This window comes from Bailinhaonella thermotolerans, from assembly GCF_003594875.1.
GTDB lineage: Bacteria > Actinomycetota > Actinomycetes > Streptosporangiales > Streptosporangiaceae > Bailinhaonella > Bailinhaonella thermotolerans.
On record NZ_QZEY01000020.1, the window covers coordinates 75,895 to 94,103 of the forward strand.

Consider the following 18,209-nt stretch of genomic DNA (forward strand, 5'->3'; position numbering starts at 1 on the left):
TGAGCCGTACGGCCGGGGCGGTTCGCCGTACGGCTAGGGCTTGGGGAGGCCGACCGCGTTGGCGGCGTCGGCCTCGAAGTACTCCGTGGTGGCGAACGGTCCGGCGTGCCGCTCGAAGAACGCCCTGACGGTGTCCACCGAGTCGTGGACGATGACGTTCACCGCCCTGGTCCCGTCGGTGCCGGCGACCGCCAGGGTCCAGGCGGCGCCGGGCGGCAACTGGCCGTACGCCGACTTGAGCGCGCCCCAGAAACCGGTGGTGTCGGAAACGGTGGAAACGGCCATGACGTGCATCGTGCTCTTCTCCTTCGTCGGTGTCGGATTCGAAAGTCTCGGGTTCACCCGGCAGTTGGTGTGCAGGTACCGCGCGGACCCGTCGTGGAAGTCGTAGATGGCGACCGTCTGGGGGTCTTCGGCCGGGCCGCGCGGCGGCATCAGGAACTGCGTCTCGCCGATCGGGCGCAGCTCGTACGTGAGGCGTTCCGGCAGGCCGGTGAGCCGCGCCTCCATCGGGTCCGGCGTGAAGGTGAGACGGAGCCCGTCGTCCCCGGCCATGACCTCGTACCGGGCGCCCGGCCGCCCGTAGACGCCCTCGAACCTCGACGGGTCCGCGGGCGGCGCGGGCAGGGGGTCCGGCAGCTCGGGGATCGCCGGCGCGCCCAGGTCGGCGAGGATGTCGTTGAACGCCCTCCGGTAGAAGGAGTCCCGGGGCCCGGCGTTGGTCAGCAGCACGAGGGCCAGCTCCGAGTCCGGCAACACGCGCAGGCGGGCGCTCTGCCCGATGGTGCTGCCGTCGTGCGCGTAGACGGTGTGGCCGTGCCAGTCGCACACGATGAGCCCGAGCCCCCATTCCGGCCCGAACGAATACGGGTCCGGCACCGGGACCCGCGATTCCATCATCTGGCGTACGGCGTCCGCCGAGACGATCTCCGTGCCGTCGGGGCCCCGGCCGCCGTGGAGGAGGACGTGCGCCATCGCGAGGACGTCGCGGACGGTCGAGCTGATGTTCCCGCCGGGGCCGAAGGCGCGCGGCAGGCCGGCCAGCGGTGAGACGACGGGCCCCTCGTCGAGGGAGCGGACCAGGTGCCCGGTGGCGGCGCGGCGCGGGTCCACCCGGTCGTGCCTGGTGCTCGTGGCGGTCAGCCCGAGCGGGCGGAACAGGCGGTCCCGCATGATGTCGTCCCACCGCGCGCCGTCGATCACCTCCATGACGCGGGCGAGGATCGCGTACCCCAGGGCGGCGCTGTACCCGTGGGTGTGCCCGAGAGGGTGGACCTGGGGCGCGCCCGCGACGGCGGCGACCATGCGCTCGTACACGTCATCGCCTTCGCCGGGGTCGCCGTAGGCCTCCTCCACACCGCTCGTGTGGTTGAGGAGGTGGCGGGGCGTGAGCGCGGCGGTGACCCCGGGGTCGGCGACCCGGAAGCCGGGGAGGTAGGTGCGCACCGGTTCGTCCAGGGCGGCCTTCCCCTCGTCCACCAGCCGCATGAACGCGAGGGCGGTCCAGGTCTTGGTCATGGAGCCGCACTGGAAGACGGTGCCGCCGGTCACGGGCTCGCGCGTCTTCGCGTTCCTGACGCCCGCGGCCAGGGTGGTGACCTGCCCCCGGTGGAGGATCCCGATCGCGGCGCCGGGGATGCGGTACTCGGCCAGGAGCTCGGAGATCCGGGCGCGTGCCCGCTCAATGTCCAACATCGGCATGTCCTTTCGAGATGCGGAAAGGCTATGTTGCGTTTCAACGATCGTCAACGGAAAAGAGAGCATTTACCGCTATGAACAGGGAAATCATTGCAACAGACGTGCCGATGAACGCAATTGCCGCCGTATGATCGTTGCAATGTATTGTGGGTGAACGCATCTGGAGAGGAGACGCCCCGATGCCCGGAGGCAGGCTGACCCACGAGGACCGCCGGCGGATCGCGACGTGGCTGGCCGACGGACTGGGGTACGCCGAGATGGGCAGGAGGCTCGGCAGGCCCACGTCCACGATCACCCGCGAGGTCGCCCGCAACGGCGGCCCGGCGGGCTACCGTCCCGACCGCGCCCAGCGGGCCGCCGAGCTGCGCGCCCGCCGCAGCCGGAAGGCCGCGGCCGGCGATCCCGGCCAGGCCCAGGCCGGGCCGGGCACGGAGGAGGCGCGGCGCTTCGTGGAGGAGTTCGCGACCCTGCTGACCGGGACCGGCCTGCCGCGGATGCCCGCCCGGGTGTTCGTCTGCCTGCTCACCGCCGACACCGGGAGCCTGACGTCGGCCGACCTCGTGCGCCTCCTGCGGGTCAGCCCGGCGTCGGTGTCCAAGGCCATCGGCTTCCTCGAATCGCTCGGCCTGGCCGAGCGCGGCCCGGACGCGGGCGGCCGCCGCGAGCGGTACCGCGTCGAGGACGACGTCTGGCTCCGCGCCTGGAAGGCCGACGTCGGAGCGCACGCGCAGGTCGCCGAGGCGGCGCGGCAGGGCGTGGACCTCTTCGGCCCGGGCACCCCGCAGGGGCGGCGGCTGCGGGAGATGGGACGGTTCTTCACGCGCATCAGCGACCACATGACCGACAACGACCTCACCCAGGCCGTCGCGGCCGACGCGCTGACGGTGATCGCCGCGCTGGTCCACGCGGCGCGACCGCTGACGGCGGACGACCTGGCCGCGTCGCTCGGCTGGCCCGCCGGGCGGACCGCCGCCGCCCTGAACGCGCTCCTGCGCCGCCCGGCCCTCACCGACCCGCTCACCGTCGAGCGCTCAGGCCGAGGCGCGTACTCCATCGCAGCCAGGCCCGACCGCCTCAGTCCCGCGCAGCGCCAGGCGCTGGCCCCGCGCCCCTCCCGTACGGCGTGAGCTCACGCCGTACGGCCCCGGGATCAGGGGTCTCCTGCCCGGTTCGTGGTTAATTCGATTGCCATGACCGGATGCGACCTGGTGGAGTGCCCGGATGAACGGTGATGACGTGATGGCCGCCTTCGATCGGCAGATGCGGCGGGAGGCGCGCCCCGACGGACCCGGCGCGCGGGTCGAGCGGGACGGGCCGGTGGTGCGGCAGGTCGGCGGGGAGGGCGGCTGGAACGCCGTGCTGTGGTCGGACCTGACCGAGGACGACGCCGACGCCGCGATCGCGGCCCAGGTCGCGTACTTCACCGGCCTCGGCCGTGAGTTCGAGTGGAAGCTCTACGACTACGACACCCCGGGCGACCTGGGCGTACGGCTGCGCGCGGCCGGTTTCGAGGCCGAGCCCGAGGAGGCCGTCATGGTCACGCCGGTGGCCGGGCAGCCGACCGAGGTGGTCCTGCCCGAGGGAGTGCGGCTGCGCCGCGTCACCGACCCGGACGAGGTGGCCATGGTGGCGGAGGTGCACGAACGGGCCTTCGGCACCTCGGCCGAGGCGTTCGCCCGGCGGCTGCGCGCCCGGCTCCAGCAGGACCCCGACTCCCTGGAGATCGTGGTCGCGATGGCCGGGGACGAGCCGGTCAGCGCCGCCCGCGTCGACTTCGAGCCCGGGACCGACTTCGCCGGCCTCTGGGGCGGCGGGACGGTCGCCGGGTGGCGCGGCAAGGGGATCTACCGCGCCCTGGTGGCCCACCGCGCCCGCGCCGCCGCCGAGCGCGGCTACCGCTACCTCCAGGTGGACGCCTCCGACCAGAGTCGCCCCATCCTCCACCGCCTCGGCTTCACCACCCTCACCACCACCACGCCCTACGTCTACACGCCGTGAACCAGCGCGCCACGGAAGGCCGTTCGCCGTACCTCACGGTGAATCGGGCGTGCGCGCGGGCGTCCGCGGCCGGACCGAAAAGTTGCACCCCCTGCAAGATCGCGGAAGGATGCGTCCTCGTCTGAGCCGTCTATCCGATTGGTCACCATGACGTACTTCAAGCGAAGGGCGGGGCGTGCGGTCCTGGGCGCGGTGCTGGCGCTCGGGGCCGTCGGGGGGCTCGCCCCCGGGGCACAGGCCAACGACTTCGGGTATCCGTCCGGCTGCTGTTCCTTCGCGGACAACGGCCAGCACTGGTACAACGACGACTCCCTGGAGTCGCGGACCAAGAGCGCCTTCCGGTACGCGATGGGCAACCTGGACGCCCAGTCCGTCATGTCCGACGCCTATGACGCCTCCCCGAACGCGTCCACCGACGTCGAGGCGTACGACGCCTATTACGTCGACACCTGGGATCTGGACTGGGACGGCTCGACGACGGGCTACAACCTGTACGGCTACGCCAAATGCGTCAAGGCCATCGCCCCGACTCCGAGCGAGGACGACTGGCGGTGCGACCAGTACGAGGTGCGGTTCGACCTGCGGGACGTGGACGGCTTCAGCACCGACCAGCGGCGCGCCCTCGCCTGTCACGAGGTCGGTCACACGGTCGGCCTCAGCCACTCCACGGAGTCCTCGTCCTGCCTGCGGACGGGCGCGCACACCACCGTGAAGTACAGCGCTCATGACGTGTCGCACCTGTACACGCGATATGGCCCGCGCCTGAGCAAGCCGATGAGCGGGGGCGGCGCGAAGTGACCGGCAGTCTTCGCGGCCCGGCGTTCGCCGTCGCCGTCGCCGTCGCCGCTGGGGTCGGGGCCGTCGCCCTGGCGGGCTCGGGCTCCACCGCCCCGACCGCGGCGTCCGCCCCCTCGCGCGCCGCCGCATCCTCCTTCTGGTCCCAGCTCCGCGCTCCGGAACAGGGCGCGGGGGAGTACCTGTTCGACTCGGTCGACGCGCTCGTCCCCGCGGGCAAGGGCAAGAGCGCGGGGCCGCGCGGGTTCCGGCCCGCCGCGGCGCTCGTCGAGGGCGTGGTCGTCGGCGTCGAGCCCGGTGTGGCGTACGGCGCCGCCGATGACGCGATGGTCGCGCGGGCCGTGCCGTACGACAGCCCGGAGGCCGCGATCCGGTGGGCGCACCTGGTCATCCGGGTGGACAAGGTCGTCGCGGGCAGGCTGGGCCGGGGCTACCAGGACCGGCGGATCCGTCTCAAGGTCGAGCAGCCCGCCGGGACGACGCTCCAGGGGCTGCGCGCGTCCCTGAAGACCGCGGGCAAGGGGTTGTTCTTCGTGGAGAACTCGCTCGACCGCGCGAACGCGCTCGGCCGGGACCGGAGGCTCAAGCAGGAATCCGCGGCCTACCACGCGGCCGTGCACCTGCCGATCGGGCAGGGCGTCTTCGTCGAGGAGCGCGCCGGCGCCCCGCTGATCGCCCCGCTCGCGGAGGAGGACCGCGCCCGGCAGCTCCTGCGCACCGCGGGCACGTCCACCTACAAGAGCGGCGGCACGACCCTGGACGGGCTCCGCGCGAGCCTCCAGGAGAAGGCCTGCGAGAAGGGCAGCGCCACCGACCCCGACGCCTGCTGACCCCGGCGTCGCGCCCACTCCGCCCATTCACGAACGCCGGAGGCGGACCACCGTCGGGGTGGTCCGCCTCCGGAGTTCGGTGTTTCAGGGCGCGGCCGGGGTCTCCAGGGCGTACGCGGCGCGGAGCCGGGCGGTGAGCCGGGCGGGGTCGATGTCGGCGGGGGTGCGGAGCTGCACGCTCCTTCTGCGGGTCGGGTGCGGGGTGGTGGCAGGTCAGCGGGCGGGGGAGTAGGTCAGGCTGAGGACGCCGGTGCCGAAGACGGCGGAGCCGGTGAGGGTGAGCGGGGTCTTGTCCAGGCCGTCCCACAGGCGCCGCCCGGCGCCGAGGACGATCGGGTGGACGAGCAGGCGGAGCTCGTCGAGCAGGCCGGCTCCGATCAGCGTCCGGACCAGGGTGGGGCTGCCGCTCATGCCGATGTGCCCGCCCGGCCGGGACTTGAGCGCGGCGATCTCGTCGAGCACGTTCGCGCGGATCACCGTGGTGTTGTTCCAGTTCGACCCGTCGAGCGTGGTCGAGACGACGTACTTGGCCACCGAGTTGATGTGCCGGGCGAAGGGGACGTCGTCGCCCTGGTGCGGCCAGTGGCCCACGAAGTCCTCGTAGGTCCTCCGGCCCAGCAGCAGCGCGTCCGCCCCGTCCATCTGCGCGGCCACCGCCGCCCCCATCTCGTCGTCGAAGTAGGGGAAGTGCCACCGCTCGGGGGCCTCCACGACGCCGTCCGCCGAGATGAACAGGCCCGCGATGATCTTCCGCATCTCCGTCTCCTTCCACCGCGCCCGGCGCGCGGCCACCGGCCCGGCCCCGCTTTCGGAGCCCGTCCTCGCCGTCGGCAGAACCCTCCCATCCGATCTCTTTTTCTGTCAAGACAAAAAAATTTTTCGGAGTTGGAGTGCGCCGCGCGTCGCCGGGGGCGGCGGACGTCCGGGGCGGCCGGGGGGTGGGCACGCCCGATTGTCGTGTACGGAGAGTCTCTGATTGCCCTCGATTGCTCACGCTCGGTTACAAGGGCGGGCGCGGAGGTGCGGGGAGTCTTACCCGTGGGGATCTCCCTTCTGATTGCTTTCTGACACAGAATGATTACTGAGAGTAGCTGTAGTTGGGCGGAACAGCCCCCCGATGCCCGCCCCCACGACGGCGGCGGCGGGATCAGACCTGACCGGACCCGCGCCCGGCACCCCCGCCCGGCACCCCTCGACCGGCGCGAGGTCCCTTCCACCCCATCCGTTCCGAACAGGGAAGGAACCATGGCAGAAACGATCACCATCATCGACGCGGTCATCCGCACCGCCACCGACGGCGAGTTCCGCACGGGCACCGACGGCTGGGTCTACCTGGCGCTCGCCGGGCGGGAGTTCGACCTGGACACCTCCGCCAACAACTTCGAGGCCGGCGCCACCGACCGCTTCATCCTCGGCGACGGGGCCAACGTCAACAACCCCTCCCGCAACGACCCCCGCAACCCCGCCCTGGACTTCGCGGACCTGGACCGGTTCCCCGCCTACCTCCGCTTCGAGCCCCCGGACAACGAGCGCGACGACCACTGGCTCCTGGAGCGCGCGGACATCACGGTCACCGGCTCCAGCGGCAGCAAGGCCCAGTACACCATCCTCCCCGGCGACAACCTGAAGCTCTGGCTCGCCCGCGACTGCGGCCTGAAGGTCTACCTGAAGAAGCAGTAGCACCGTTCCACGCGCCATCTCGGAGCCACCGCCGGCCGCCCCCCGTTGCGGCCGGCGGTGGCGTCGCCGGGCACGGCGCCGCGCCGGGACGGGGGTACGGCGCGGCGCCGGGGCGGCGGTGCCGGGGCCCGGGGCCGTACGCGGGGTCAGGTGACCGGGAGCCGGGCGGCCTGGGATTCGAGGTAGCGGCGCTCGGGCTCGCTCGCGGTGCGCCGGGCCGCCTCCAGGTATTGGGCGCGGGCGGCGGCGGGGTCGCCGGCCATCTCCAGGAGGTGGGCGCGTACGGCGTGCAGGCGGTGATGGCCGGCCACCCGGTCGTCGGCGTCGAGGGGTTCGAGCAGGTCCAGGCCGGTCCGGGGACCGTGGACCATGGCGGCGGCGACGGCGTGGTTGAGCGTGACCATCGGGTTGGGGGAGAAGGACGCGAGCAGGTCGTACAACGCCAGGATCTGCCGCCAGTCGGTGTCCTCCGCCGTGGCGGCCTCGGCGTGCACGGCGGCGACCGCGGCCTGGAGCTGGTACGGCCCGAGCGGGGCGCGGGCCAGGGTCTCGGTGATCAGCGCGATCCCCTCGCCGATGAGGTCGCGCCGCCACAGCGTGCGGTCCTGCTCGGCCAGCGGGACCAGGGATCCGTCGGGGCGGGTGCGGGCCGGGCGGCGGGCGTCGGTGAGCAGCATCAGCGCGAGCAGGCCCGCGACCTCGCCGTCCTCGGGCAGCAGGGCGCGCACCGCGCGGGTGAGGCGCACGGCCTCGGCGGTCAGCTCGGCGCGGTGCAGGTCGGGGCCGGAGGTGGAGGTGTAGCCCTCGTTGAAGATCAGGTAGAGCACGTGCAGCACGACGCGCAGCCGTTCGGCCCGCTCGGGCTCGGGCGGCGGGCGGAACTCGGCGCCGGCCTTCTTGATGCTCTGCTTGGCCCGGCTGATCCGCTGGGCCATCGTGGACTCCGGCACCAGGAAGGCGCGGGCGATCTCGGCCGTGGTCAGGCCGCCGACCGCCCGCAGGGTGAGCGCGAGCTGCGAGGGCGGCGACAGCGCCGGGTGGCAGCACAGGTACAGCAGGGTGAGCGTGTCGTCCTCGCCGGAGGCGCGGTCCTCGCCCGGCGCGGCCTCCACCAGGTCGGCGGGCGGGGTCATGAGCGCGTCGTTGATCTCGCGGCGGCGGCGCGCGGCCTCGCTGCGCTGCCGGTCGGTCATGCGGCGCACCGCGACCGTGATCAGCCAGCCGCGGGGGTTGCCGGGGACGCCCTCCTCCGGCCACTGCACGGCGGCGTCCAGCAGCGCCTCCTGGACGGCGTCCTCGCACTCGTCGAAGTGGCCGTGGCGGCGGACGAGCGTGCCGAGGACCTGCGGCGCCAGCTCGCGCAACAGGTCCTCGACGCGACGATCAGCGATCAAGCCGATTCGTCCGGGTGGGGGAGGAGCGGCCAGACCTCCATGCGGGCGTAGCGCGCGTCGGGCCAGCGGGCGGCGATCTCGACGGCGCGCTCACGGCTGCACTCGACGATGGTGTAGCCGGCCAGGAACTCCTTGGCCTCGCCGTACGGGCCGTCGGTCACGGCCGGGACGCCGTCGCGCACGCGGACGGTCTTGACCTGCTCGGGCCCGGCCAGACCCTCACCGCCGACCCATTCGCCGTTCTTCCGCAACTCGGCCATGATCTCGTCCACCTCGGCGAAGATCGCCTCGCCGTTCTCGGCCACGGCCCGGCGGGCGGCCTCGTTCTGGAAGATCAGCAGCAGGTATTTCACGGGGTGCTCCTCTCGTCTCCGGCGCCCCTCGGGCACCTTTCGCCTTCGGGTCGGAGCCGACGCCGCGTTCTCGACATCCGTGCGGCCTGCCGAACCTACCAGGTCGTACGGCATGAGCGGCCGTCTCGGCGATTGACCGGCAGATCGCTATAGTGCAAAATGCAATAAGGATTAGCGCTAGGACAGGGAGTCGTGGTGGCGCGCAGGCGGACGGGTGCGGACCTGGTCGGGATCACGGTGCTCGCGCTGCTGCTCCAGAAGCCGCAGCACCCCTATGAGCTGCACCGGTTCATCCTCGACACCCACAAGGACTACATCACCGGCCTCCCGCGCAGTCTCTACCACGCCGTGGACCGGCTGGCCGCCGACGGGCTGATCGAGCCGGTCGAGACCAGCCGCGAGGGCCGGCGCCCCGAGCGCACCGTGTACCGGATCACGGCGGAGGGCGCGGCGGAGCTGGGTTCGCGGCTGCGCCGCCTGCTGGCCGAGCCCGCCACCGACCTGGCCCTGTTCTCGGCGGCGGTCTCCCTGGCCGGGGTCCTGCCCGCGCGTGAGGCCGAGCGCGCCCTGCGCACCCGGGCGGCCACGCTGGAGGGCATGGTGACCTCGGCGGACGCCGGGATGCGCGGCCTGCGCGAGACCGGCCTGCCCCGGCTGCTCCTGCTGGAGGTGGAGTACGAACGGGCGATGCGCGCGACCGAGCTGGACTGGGTGCGCGGCCTGCTGGCGGAGCTGGCCTCGGGCGAGCTGAGCTGGCCCGGACTGCTCTCCGACAGCGGCCCCGGCGCCGCCGCGATCGAGAACACCCGTCCCGGAGGAGGCGCGTGAGCGGACCGCCCTGAGACGCCGCCGGCCCGGTGCGCCAACACCGGACCGGCGGCCAGATCCCGAACCGGCTCCGCGAACGGCGCCTGACGTCAGGAAACGCACCACGAAGTCTAGTCAGGCCGTCCGGTCCCGCGGAGCGTCCACCAGACGCCGCCAAGGAGCGACACGGACATGAACGACCAGATCCACGACCTGCTGACCCGCCTGACCGAGGCGTGGAACGCCGGCGACGCCGCCGCGTACGCCGCCCTCTTCACCGAGGACGCCGACTACGTCACGTTCCTCGGCCGGAACACCCCCGGCCGCCAGGCCATCGAGCACGTCCACCGCGCGCTGTTCGAAGGACCGCTCAAGGGCTCGCGCCTGGCCCCGATGACCACCGCCGCCAAGATCCGGTTCATCCGCCCCGACGTGGCCGTCATCGTCGCCGAGGGCGGCTCCGGGCTCGACGGCTCCGCCGGGCCCGACCCCGACCGCGCGTCCACGATCACCCTGGTCGCCGTGCGGGACGAGGACGCCTGGCGCTTCACCTCCTTCCAGAACACGCGCCGCGTGCCCGCGCCGGGAGGGGCCTCATGAGCGGCACGATCGCCGAGGTGAGCGGGGTCGTGGCGGCGCCCGTGGAGGAGGTCGCCGCGCTGCTGCTGGACGTACGGCCGGGGGCGGCCGGCCCCGGGAACGCCGAGGTGCTGGCCGGTCTCGGCGCGTCCTACACCGTGACGGGCGGGCCGGACCGGTTCACCGCCGCCGGTCCGTCCCGGGTCACCGTCGAGGTGGACCGCGCGGCCCGCACGGTGGCGGTGCAGGGCGGCTGGTGGTACCGCGGCGAGTACGCCCTGACCGCCGTCCCCGGCGGCACCCGCGTCTCCCACCGCGTCCGCAACGTCGCCTCCCGCGCCCGCTGGGCCGTCCCCCTGGCCAACCGCTTCTTCGCCGGCTTCGAGGCCGCCACCCGCGCCGCGTTCGCCGCCCTGCTCACGCGTGTGGGCGACCGCCTCTCGGCTCCCACGCGCCTGGACCCCTGACCCCTCGCCCCGACGCCGCCGCCCGCCGTGCACACGCGGCGGGCGGCGTCGTCGGGGCGCCGATCCGACCCGTCCGCGAGTACGGTCACCTCGATCGGCCCGCGCCGGAGCGGTCGCTCCGGGGCCCGGCGTCCCGGCTCGCCCGATTCCCCGTCGCGGAGCGTGCGCGGAGCAGGCTGTGGGCGGCGGCTCCCGCGAGGACGAGGCGCGCCAGATTGGCCGCCTCCCACGTCATGATCGCGGCGTGCACCTCGGATACGTCCGCCGCCGGGTCGCGGAACGTCGGGTTCACCGCCCCCACCAGGACCCCGGTTCCCGCCGCCGCCACGGTGATCAGGACCGCGGCGCGCAGCGCGGCCCGCCGGTCCCCGCGGCCCCGGATGACCAGGGCCCACACGAGCACGAGCAGGAGCGCGCCGGCGGGCATGAAGTAGAGCACGGGGCTGCCCGGCTCGAACTCGCCGGGGAGCGATCCGGGCGGCAGCCGCCACAGCCACGGCATGACCACGATCGCCTCGTAGAGGTTGCCGAAGCCCCACCAGGCGATCAGCACCAGCACCACGGCCCTGTGCGCGCCGGGAAGGGGGTCCCCGGTCGCGCGCCGCCGCGCCGGGTCCGAGACGCCCTCCCGGGCGGGTTCCGCTCCGCTCACCAATTCATCATGCAGTGAAATCGCTGCGGGCGCCAGCCGTTCCGCCGTTCACGCGGACTGGAGGCAGGCCAGGACGGCGAGGACCACGGAGCGGCGGCCGCCTCCCGGGCGGGAGGGGGCACCTGTGCCGGGCTCCGTGCCCGGAGCGGAGGCCTCCGAATCGAGCACTTGATCTCCCGCATATCTTGTCTTCCGATATATAGTGCGTGGCATGAGTCCAAGAGGGATGACCGAGCCCGCGTTCCTGGTGCTCACGGCGCTCGTGGACGAGCCCCGGCACGGATACGGGGTGGTCCGCGAGGTGGAGGAGCTGTCCGGAGGGCGCGTGCGGCTCAAGATCGGCACGTTGTACGGCGTGCTCGACCGGCTGGTCGCCGACGGGCTCGTGGAGCTCGACCGGGAGGAGATCGCGCGCGGCCGCCTGCGCCGCTACTACCGGCTGACCGAGGACGGCGCGTCGGCGCTGGAGGCGGAGGCCGCCAGGCTCGCCGCCAACGCGCGCAGCGCCACGGAGAGGCTCGCCGCGCGGAGCGGGCGGGCGAAGGCCCTGGGAGGGTTGGCGTGACGTTGCTGGAGGCCCGTTACCGGAGGGTCCTGCGCCTGCTGCCCGCGCACTACCGCGCGGAGCGGGAGGAGGAGATGGTCGACGCCTTCCTGGAGGGCGCGGCGGATCTGGACGAGGACGAGGCCCATCCCCGCTGGTCGGAGGTGCTCAGCGTCGCCGCCCTGGCGGTGCGGGTACGGCTCGGCGGGGCCGGCTCGACGGCGCGGGGCGCGGCCTGGGGCGAGGCCGTACGGCTGGCCGCGGTGGCCGGGCTCTTCCTCAACGCGATGACGGCCGCGCAGGGACTGGCTGCCGAGGCCCTGGTCCGCGCCGGGGTGATCGGCCCGGTGCCCGAGGAGTTCCGCGCGGTCACCACGCTCGGGGTGCTCGCCACGGCCGCCGGGGTGGCCTGGGTGGCCGCCTTCGCCGCGCTGGCGCGGGGGCGGCTCCGGGTGGCCAAGGCCGCTGCGGTGCTCGGGCTGGTCCCGCTCCCGGTGGAGGTGGTGCGGCAGGTGATCGGCGGCGTCCCCGCGGTGTGGGTGCTGTCGATCCTGCTGATGGGCCTGGTGGGCGTGATCCCCGTGCTGGCGCTGCTCGCCGGGTACCACCGGGACGCCGCCGCGCCGCGCCTGCACTGGGCGATGCCGCTCGCGCCGCCCGCTGCCGGGCTCCTCGCGGTCGTCGCGATCCTCGCCCTGGCCGGTTCGCCCACGCGCCCGACATGGGTGGTGGCCTGGCTCGACCTGCCCGGGCTGGGCTTCCTGGCGCTCGCAGGCCTCAGCGTCTGGCACGCCCGCACCGGCCGTACGGCGTCCCCGGCGTGGCCGCTGGCCCTGGCGCTGCTGGCGTTCACGACGCTGGCCTCCCGTCTGGGCACGATCGCCGTGTCCCTGTCGGTCGGCGCGCCCGGCGACCCCCTGCTCGCGGGCGCGGCGGTCCAGGCGGGCGTCCTGCTCGCCCTGGGGCTGGTCCTGCTGGGCCTGGGCCGGCGCGCGCTTCCCTCGCCCGCCCCCGCCGTACGGCTGTGACGCCCTGGCCTCCTCCGCCCGGCGCGGTTCCGGGCGGAGAGGCGGGTGGGCATTCCGCGGGCGGGCGTGGCAGAGTTTCAAAGGTGAGCACCAGACCCGCGGAGGAGGAGCGGCTCCGCGATCTCGTGAGATTGCGGCGGGTCCGTGACCGGATCGACCGGGAGTACGCCCAGCCGCTGAACGTCGAGGCCCTGGCCCGCGGGGCGAACATGTCGGCCGGCCATCTGAGCCGCCGGTTCCGGCTCGCGTACGGCGAATCGCCGTACGGCTATCTGATGACGCGGCGGATCGAGCGCGCGATGGCGCTGCTGCGGCGCGGCGACCTCAGCGTCACCGAGGTCTGCTTCGCGGTGGGCTGCTCGTCGCTGGGCACGTTCAGCACGCGCTTCACCGAGCTCGTCGGGATGCCGCCCAGCGCCTACCGCCGGCTGGCGGCGGGCGCGACGGCGGGGATCCCCTCGTGCGTGGCCAAGCAGGTGACCAGACCGGTCAGGAATCGAGAAGCCCCCGCGGGGAGGCGGAGCTAGCGTGACCGGCATGAACCTCAGCATTCACGCGATGTTCCTGCCCCACGACGACCCCGACGCGGCCATGGCCTTCTACCGGGACGCGCTCGGCTTCGAGGTCCGCAACGACGTCGGCTACGAGGGGATGCGCTGGGTGACCGTCGGCCCGCCCGGCCAGCCCGACACCTCCATCGTCCTGTACCCCCCGGGCGGCGACCCGGGCGTCACGGAGGAGGAGCGCCGCACCATCGCCGAGATGATGGCCAAGGGCACCTACGCCAGCGTGGTCCTGTCCACCACGGACCTGGACGCCGCGTTCGAGCGGATCGAGGCCGCCGGCGCCGAGGTCGTCCAGGAGCCGGCCAAGCAGCCGTACGGCGTCCGCGACTGCGCCTTCCGCGACCCCTCGGGGAACATGATCCGGATCCAGGAACGCGCCTGAGCCGTCCGCGCGGGCGCCGCCGCGTGGTCCCCGGCGGTTCCGGCTAGTCGTCGGTGGAGTCCCGGCCCACGTGGAAGCGCTCCTGGTAGCGGCGTTTCGCCTCGGCGATGGCGCTCTCCCCGATCCAGGCGACCGGGACGACGTCGACGACCAGGGGCTCGTGGTCCGGGCCCGCGCCGACGACGCGCCCGCGCAGCAGCCAGGGGCGGCGCTCGTCGGAGGAGTCGCGGCGCAGGTCGTTGTACTGGCACACCCGGCGCGCGATCCAGTCCTCCGCCGGGCGGGTCCACCACGGCTCCGGGCTGATCGTCGTGACGGACAGCCCGGGCATGTCGACCTCGGCCTCGTAGTCGCGGCTGCTCTCCCCGGCGTCGTGGTCCGGCCCCCGCGAGTAGCGGACGAACAGGTCGGGGCTCCGGGTGACCAGTTCGGTCAGTTCCCGCAGCGACCGGACCTCGGGAAGGCCGGACTGGGATCCGCCCGGCGCTCCGGCGGCCCGGGGCCGTCCGTTCGCGGCTCTGGTCATCGGGCGCTCCCGCGTTCGTCCGGGCCCACGACCTGCCGGCACGGCTCCGAATGGCCGCTCATCACCACTCCTTCGCGTACCCGCCGCCGGCCCCGGCGGCTCGGCGGGTCTGCTTGCGTACCCCTGACCTGCCCTTTAACACCCGATACGGACATGCCACAACATAAGGCGCGCTCGCCGTACGGCGGGGCGGCAGGGGAGAGGGCGGACGGGGCTCGCCCGTCCGCCCTCCGGCTCAGGCCTTGTTCCGGCCGGGCCACCCGGGCGCCTACCGGGCGGCCCGGCCCCGGCACCAGGCCAGCGCGGTGCCGGCCACCAGCAGGATGCCCACGCCGATGGCGACCGGCCAGGCGCCGGCCCCGGCGTCCCGGGCGGCGGCCCGCGGTTCCGCCGCGCCCGCCATGGCCCGGACCTTGGTCTTGAGGTCCAGGAGCATGTCCAGGTGGTGCTGGACGACCGGCTCGGCGTCGCGGGCCAGCCGCTTCACCTCGGCGGCCGAGCCCTGCTCCAGTTCCCTGCCGCCCTCGGCGAGCGTCTGGCGGTGGCCCGCGAGCTGGGAGGTCACCCACGCCCGCTCGAACTCCACCCCGCTCTTGCCGGAGACCTCCTGGAGCTGCCGCTGCTGCTCCTGGCTGGGTGTGGCGGGCAACGCCACCCCGGCCCGCTGGGCCACGCGCTTGACGTCCTCGTCCAGCTTCGTGTGGTCGTCGATGAGTTTGGCGCCCATGTCGCGCAGCTCGGCGGCATTGCTCTTCTGGCTCGCCGCCTTGCCCGCCGCGATCTCGGCCAGGTTCGACTGGTGCGCCCGCACCAGGTAGGTCCGGTCCTGCTCGTTCAAGTCCGCGCGCGTTCCGGCCGCGGCCGCCGTACTCCACATCGTGAGTACGGCCACGGCCAGCGCCGCCCCGATCCGTGCCAGCATCGACGCCTCCTCCGATCGGCCTTCGGACCTGGTCCCCCTGCCCCCTCCATCCGACAAACACCGCATTCCCGCCCATTTTGACCCCCTCTTGGGGTGGGCGGACGCGACGATAAAGCCCTTCCTTATATAAGTCGCTACTGATATGTTTTGTCGCGCACGCGTTCGACGTTCCGCGGGAGTCCGCATGCCGGAGGGAAGGCAGATGACCGACGTCACCGGGGAGATCAAGGCCGCCGACCGGGCCGTGGGAGATCGCCCGATCGCGGGCGGGCCGGGCCGTTCGCTGATACTGCGCCGCGCCTACGCCGCCCCGGTCGGCGACCTGTGGGCGGCGTGCACCACGGCCGACCGGCTCGGCCGCTGGCTGGGACCCGTCAGCGGGGACCTCCGGCCCGGCGGCTCCTTCAGGGTGGAGGGGCAGGCGAGCGGGCGGATCCTGCGCTGCGAGGCCCCCCGCCTGCTGGTGGTGACGTGGGAGTACGGGCCGGACTCGGTGACCGAGGTCGAGCTGCGCCTGTCGCCGGGCGAGGGCGGCGGCGCCGTACTGGAGCTGTGCCACACCTCGCCCGCCGAGACCGTGGACGAGATCGTGCGGCGGCTCGGCCCGGTGGGCCCGATCGGCATCGGGGCCGAGTGGGACCTCGCGCTGCTCGCGCTGGAGCGCCTGACCGCCGGCGAGGACTTCGACCGGGCCGCGTGGCGGGGGACGCCGCGGGGCCGGGAGTTCACCGTGGCCAGTTACCGGGCCTGGGGCGAGGAGGCCCGGGCCGCCTGGGGCCTCGGGGAGGGCGAGATCGCCAAGACCGTCGACTTCCTCCTCCGGCAGGCCCCTCCCGGGGAGGGCGAAGCCGCGGGCTGACGGGCCCGGGCCGGGCGGGTGGGCCCCCTCAGGGCTGACGGGGGCCCTTGACGATGATGTCGGCGGCGCGGGCGCGGACCTGGGCGGGGCTGCGCCCGTCGTGCTCGGCGGCCAGGAAGTGGTGGCCGATGGCCAGGCAGAAGGCGAGCAGCGCGCGGGCCTCGACCTCGTCGGGGTCGGCGCAGAAGGTGGCGATCTGCTCGCGCAGCAGGTCCATGCGGCGGTTGTCCACACGGCGCAGGCGCTCGGCCACGGCCTCGTCGCGGCGCGCCCAGTCCCGCACCGCCAGATCGATCGGCAGCAGCCGCTCGGAGAGCGTCAGCCGGCCCGCGAGCTGGATCTTGGTCCGGGCGTCGCCCCCCTCGCGTTCGACCCGGTCCAGGACCTCGTCGGTGCTCTCCCGCTCCCAGGTGTCGAGCATCGCCTCCAGCAGCGCGTTGCGGTCGGCGAAGTAGCCGTAGAAGCCGCCCTTGGTCACCCCCAGCGCCTTGGCCAGCACCTCGACCCGCACCGCGTCCACGCCGGACGCGGCCAGCGTCCGCAGTCCCTCCTCGATCCACTTCTCGCGGGGTGTGCGCAACGCGCCCATCTGTGGCCCACCTCACTCCGTCAGCAGGTTGTACGCAACCGTATAACCGGTCTATCGTCGCGTTATACGGTAACGTACAAATCGAGAGGACAGCGTCATGGCATTCGGTTTCGTCGCCTACCACTACCCGGCCCCCGAGCACTTCGAGGAGTTCGTGGCCGGCTGCCACGAGGTCGCCGAGGCGGCGCGGACCCAGCCGGGCTTCCTGTCCGTCGGGGTCTGGGCCACCACCGACGGCGAGGCCGTCGTCACCACCGGCGCGTTCGAGTCCGAGGAGGCCTTCCTCGCCGCGGCCCAGATCGGCCGCGACATGGACGCCACGCCCGACGGCATCAGCGACCTGGAGGTCAAGCCCCGCGAGGTCCACTTCCTCGTGTCGCGCTGACCGGCGGCCGTCATGTCGCGGAGACTCCCCGTCGCGGAGCACACCTCGCGGCCGTGGCGGATCCACGAGATCGCGCCGGATTTCCGGGTCGAGGACGTCTGGGCCTTCCGGACCCCCGGGGCCGGTCCGGACGACTTCCCGGTGATGCTGGCCGCGCTGCGCGCCCGCACCGCGCCGAGGTACCAGACCTGGCCGGTCCGGTTCCTGTTCGCCGTCCGCTGGCGGATCGGCGCTCTGCTCGGCTGGGACGGGCCCGGCGCCGGCCTCGGCGGGCGGGTCCGCTCCCTGCGCGACCGCCTTCCCGGGGACCTGCGCCGGACCCCCGGCGTGGACGATCCCAACATCCCGTTCACGCCGGTCTACGAGACCGCCGGCGAATGCGCGCAGGAACTGGCCAACCGGACCGTCCACACCATCTGCCATCTGGGCTGGGTGCCCACGGGCGACGGAGGGCACGAACTGCGCATGGCGGCCCTGGTCAAGCCGAACGGCCTGTTCGGCGAGGCCTACATGGCCCTCATCAAGCCGTTCCGCCACCTCATCGTCTACCCGGCCCTGACCCGCAGATGGGAAGGCGCCTGGCGCGACCGCGACCGGGCCGGGACCGGCGACCGGGGCGTCGCGGCGGCCGGAGGGCCGGGGTGAGCGCCCGCACGGCGGGGACCGCGGGGCCGGGCGTACGGCTCGGCCCCGCGGTTCGCGGGTGTCAGTCGAGGACCGCGGTGGCCTCGACCTCGACCAGGAGGTCGGGCTCGCCCAGGGCGGCGACGCCCAGGAGCGTGATCGGCTTGACGGGGTCGACGCCGAGGCGGGAGGCCGCCCGGGCGACGCCCTCGCCCAGCAGGGGCATCTTCGCGGGGCTCCAGTCCACCACGTAGATCGTCAGCTTGGCCACGTCGTCGAAGGAGCCGCCGGCCTCGGCCAGGGCGGTCGCGACGTTGAGATAGCACTGCTCGACCTGGGCGGCCAGGTCGCCCTCGCCGACCCGGCCCCCGTCGGCGTCCCGCGCCACCTGGCCGGCCAGGAACACCAGCCGGGACCCCGTGGCGATCGACATCTGCCGGTAGACCTCGGGCTTGGGCAACCCCTCGGGGTTCACCAGGGTGATCGCCATGCCGTACCTCCTCGTCGTCGGATTCGGCAAAGCATAGCAAT

The 18,209-nt window shown here is 73.6% G+C and carries 24 protein-coding genes; 15 read left to right on the forward strand and 9 right to left on the reverse strand.

Annotation, left to right across the window (positions count from 1 at the left end; genetic code table 11):
- Positions 1–33 precede the first annotated feature (33 nt).
- A complete protein-coding gene (locus D5H75_RS33985; protein ID WP_242454670.1) occupies positions 34–1,695 on the reverse strand; it encodes a serine hydrolase domain-containing protein in 1,662 nt (553 codons plus the stop codon).
- Positions 1,696–1,877: 182 nt separating this feature from the next.
- Here D5H75_RS33985 and D5H75_RS33990 point away from each other — a divergent pair, with 182 nt between their 5' ends.
- The 4 genes from D5H75_RS33990 (at position 1,878) to D5H75_RS34005 (ending at position 5,321) form a co-directional block, all read left to right on the forward strand.
- Positions 1,878–2,825, forward strand: coding sequence for a GbsR/MarR family transcriptional regulator (locus D5H75_RS33990; RefSeq protein WP_119930693.1), 948 nt, complete (start codon positions 1,878–1,880; stop codon positions 2,823–2,825).
- 94 nt (positions 2,826–2,919) lie between these two features.
- A complete protein-coding gene (locus D5H75_RS33995) occupies positions 2,920–3,696 on the forward strand; it encodes a GNAT family N-acetyltransferase (protein WP_119930694.1) in 777 nt (258 codons plus the stop codon).
- 147 nt (positions 3,697–3,843) lie between these two features.
- Positions 3,844–4,494: a zinc metalloprotease gene (locus D5H75_RS34000; protein ID WP_147425374.1), complete on the forward strand. Its 651-nt coding sequence runs from the start codon at positions 3,844–3,846 to the stop codon at positions 4,492–4,494.
- The gene (locus D5H75_RS34005; RefSeq protein ID WP_119930696.1) at positions 4,491–5,321 is read left to right on the forward strand and encodes a hypothetical protein; all 831 of its coding nucleotides are present in this window, start codon (positions 4,491–4,493) and stop codon (positions 5,319–5,321) included. The genes D5H75_RS34000 and D5H75_RS34005 overlap by 4 nt, the downstream gene beginning before the upstream one ends.
- A gap of 213 nt (positions 5,322–5,534) precedes the next feature.
- On the opposite strand, the gene D5H75_RS34010 is transcribed toward D5H75_RS34005, so the two are convergent.
- Positions 5,535–6,077 (reverse strand): dihydrofolate reductase family protein, encoded by a 543-nt coding sequence (locus D5H75_RS34010; protein WP_119930782.1) that lies wholly within the window; start codon positions 6,075–6,077, stop codon positions 5,535–5,537.
- A gap of 489 nt (positions 6,078–6,566) precedes the next feature.
- Between D5H75_RS34010 and D5H75_RS34015 the strand changes: the two genes are divergently transcribed.
- Positions 6,567–7,001, forward strand: a complete 435-nt coding sequence (locus D5H75_RS34015) for a hypothetical protein (RefSeq protein ID WP_119930697.1) — start codon at positions 6,567–6,569, stop codon at positions 6,999–7,001.
- 146 nt (positions 7,002–7,147) lie between these two features.
- Here D5H75_RS34015 and D5H75_RS34020 read toward each other — a convergent pair whose 3' ends face one another.
- Both D5H75_RS34020 and D5H75_RS34025 read right to left on the reverse strand, forming a co-directional pair.
- The gene (locus D5H75_RS34020) at positions 7,148–8,392 is read right to left on the reverse strand and encodes an RNA polymerase sigma factor (protein WP_202638786.1); all 1,245 of its coding nucleotides are present in this window, start codon (positions 8,390–8,392) and stop codon (positions 7,148–7,150) included.
- Positions 8,392–8,748, reverse strand: coding sequence for a YciI family protein (locus D5H75_RS34025; protein WP_119930699.1), 357 nt, complete (start codon positions 8,746–8,748; stop codon positions 8,392–8,394). Before D5H75_RS34025 ends, D5H75_RS34020 begins: the two co-directional genes overlap by 1 nt.
- 195 nt (positions 8,749–8,943) lie before the next feature.
- On the opposite strand from D5H75_RS34025, the gene D5H75_RS34030 reads away from it, so the two are divergent.
- The 3 genes from D5H75_RS34030 (at position 8,944) to D5H75_RS42210 (ending at position 10,601) form a co-directional block, all read left to right on the forward strand.
- The gene (locus tag D5H75_RS34030) at positions 8,944–9,576 is read left to right on the forward strand and encodes a PadR family transcriptional regulator (RefSeq protein WP_119930783.1); all 633 of its coding nucleotides are present in this window, start codon (positions 8,944–8,946) and stop codon (positions 9,574–9,576) included.
- Positions 9,577–9,747: 171 nt separating this feature from the next.
- Positions 9,748–10,155, forward strand: a complete 408-nt coding sequence (locus D5H75_RS34035) for an SgcJ/EcaC family oxidoreductase (RefSeq protein WP_119930700.1) — start codon at positions 9,748–9,750, stop codon at positions 10,153–10,155.
- The gene (locus D5H75_RS42210; protein WP_202638773.1) at positions 10,152–10,601 is read left to right on the forward strand and encodes a hypothetical protein; all 450 of its coding nucleotides are present in this window, start codon (positions 10,152–10,154) and stop codon (positions 10,599–10,601) included. Before D5H75_RS34035 ends, D5H75_RS42210 begins: the two co-directional genes overlap by 4 nt.
- Positions 10,602–10,686: 85 nt before the next feature.
- Here the strand turns inward: D5H75_RS42210 and D5H75_RS34045 are convergent, their stop codons facing one another.
- A complete protein-coding gene (locus D5H75_RS34045; RefSeq protein WP_119930701.1) occupies positions 10,687–11,253 on the reverse strand; it encodes a hypothetical protein in 567 nt (188 codons plus the stop codon).
- 211 nt (positions 11,254–11,464) lie between these two features.
- Here D5H75_RS34045 and D5H75_RS34050 point away from each other — a divergent pair, with 211 nt between their 5' ends.
- The 4 genes from D5H75_RS34050 (at position 11,465) to D5H75_RS34065 (ending at position 13,773) form a co-directional block, all read left to right on the forward strand.
- Positions 11,465–11,818: a PadR family transcriptional regulator gene (locus D5H75_RS34050; protein WP_242454671.1), complete on the forward strand. Its 354-nt coding sequence runs from the start codon at positions 11,465–11,467 to the stop codon at positions 11,816–11,818.
- Entirely contained in the window at positions 11,815–12,825 is a 1,011-nt protein-coding gene (locus tag D5H75_RS34055; protein WP_119930703.1) for a hypothetical protein, read from the forward strand. Before D5H75_RS34050 ends, D5H75_RS34055 begins: the two co-directional genes overlap by 4 nt.
- Positions 12,826–12,908: 83 nt before the next feature.
- Positions 12,909–13,352: a helix-turn-helix transcriptional regulator gene (locus D5H75_RS34060; protein WP_119930704.1), complete on the forward strand. Its 444-nt coding sequence runs from the start codon at positions 12,909–12,911 to the stop codon at positions 13,350–13,352.
- Positions 13,353–13,362: 10 nt separating this feature from the next.
- Positions 13,363–13,773 carry a VOC family protein gene (locus D5H75_RS34065; RefSeq protein ID WP_119930784.1) on the forward strand — a complete coding sequence of 137 codons (411 nt, stop codon included), beginning with the start codon at positions 13,363–13,365 and terminating at the stop codon, positions 13,771–13,773.
- Between the two features lie 43 nt (positions 13,774–13,816).
- Here D5H75_RS34065 and D5H75_RS34070 read toward each other — a convergent pair whose 3' ends face one another.
- Together D5H75_RS34070 and D5H75_RS34075 are read right to left on the reverse strand one after the other, a co-directional pair.
- The gene (locus tag D5H75_RS34070) at positions 13,817–14,299 is read right to left on the reverse strand and encodes a DUF6098 family protein (protein ID WP_202638774.1); all 483 of its coding nucleotides are present in this window, start codon (positions 14,297–14,299) and stop codon (positions 13,817–13,819) included.
- A 268-nt stretch (positions 14,300–14,567) separates the two neighbouring features.
- The gene (locus tag D5H75_RS34075) at positions 14,568–15,221 is read right to left on the reverse strand and encodes a DUF4142 domain-containing protein (protein WP_202638775.1); all 654 of its coding nucleotides are present in this window, start codon (positions 15,219–15,221) and stop codon (positions 14,568–14,570) included.
- A gap of 202 nt (positions 15,222–15,423) precedes the next feature.
- Between D5H75_RS34075 and D5H75_RS34080 the strand changes: the two genes are divergently transcribed.
- On the forward strand, positions 15,424–16,080 hold the full coding sequence (locus D5H75_RS34080) for an SRPBCC domain-containing protein (RefSeq protein WP_119930706.1): 657 nt from the start codon (positions 15,424–15,426) through the stop codon (positions 16,078–16,080).
- 28 nt (positions 16,081–16,108) lie between these two features.
- Here the strand turns inward: D5H75_RS34080 and D5H75_RS34085 are convergent, their stop codons facing one another.
- Entirely contained in the window at positions 16,109–16,669 is a 561-nt protein-coding gene (locus tag D5H75_RS34085; RefSeq protein WP_119930707.1) for a TetR/AcrR family transcriptional regulator, read from the reverse strand.
- 97 nt (positions 16,670–16,766) lie between these two features.
- Here D5H75_RS34085 and D5H75_RS34090 point away from each other — a divergent pair, with 97 nt between their 5' ends.
- Positions 16,767–17,054 carry an antibiotic biosynthesis monooxygenase gene (locus D5H75_RS34090; RefSeq protein ID WP_119930708.1) on the forward strand — a complete coding sequence of 96 codons (288 nt, stop codon included), beginning with the start codon at positions 16,767–16,769 and terminating at the stop codon, positions 17,052–17,054.
- 12 nt (positions 17,055–17,066) lie between these two features.
- On the forward strand, positions 17,067–17,699 hold the full coding sequence (locus tag D5H75_RS34095; RefSeq protein WP_119930709.1) for a DUF2867 domain-containing protein: 633 nt from the start codon (positions 17,067–17,069) through the stop codon (positions 17,697–17,699).
- A 61-nt stretch (positions 17,700–17,760) separates the two neighbouring features.
- Here the strand turns inward: D5H75_RS34095 and D5H75_RS34100 are convergent, their stop codons facing one another.
- On the reverse strand, positions 17,761–18,168 hold the full coding sequence (locus tag D5H75_RS34100) for a RidA family protein (RefSeq protein WP_119930710.1): 408 nt from the start codon (positions 18,166–18,168) through the stop codon (positions 17,761–17,763).
- Positions 18,169–18,209 lie beyond the last annotated feature (41 nt).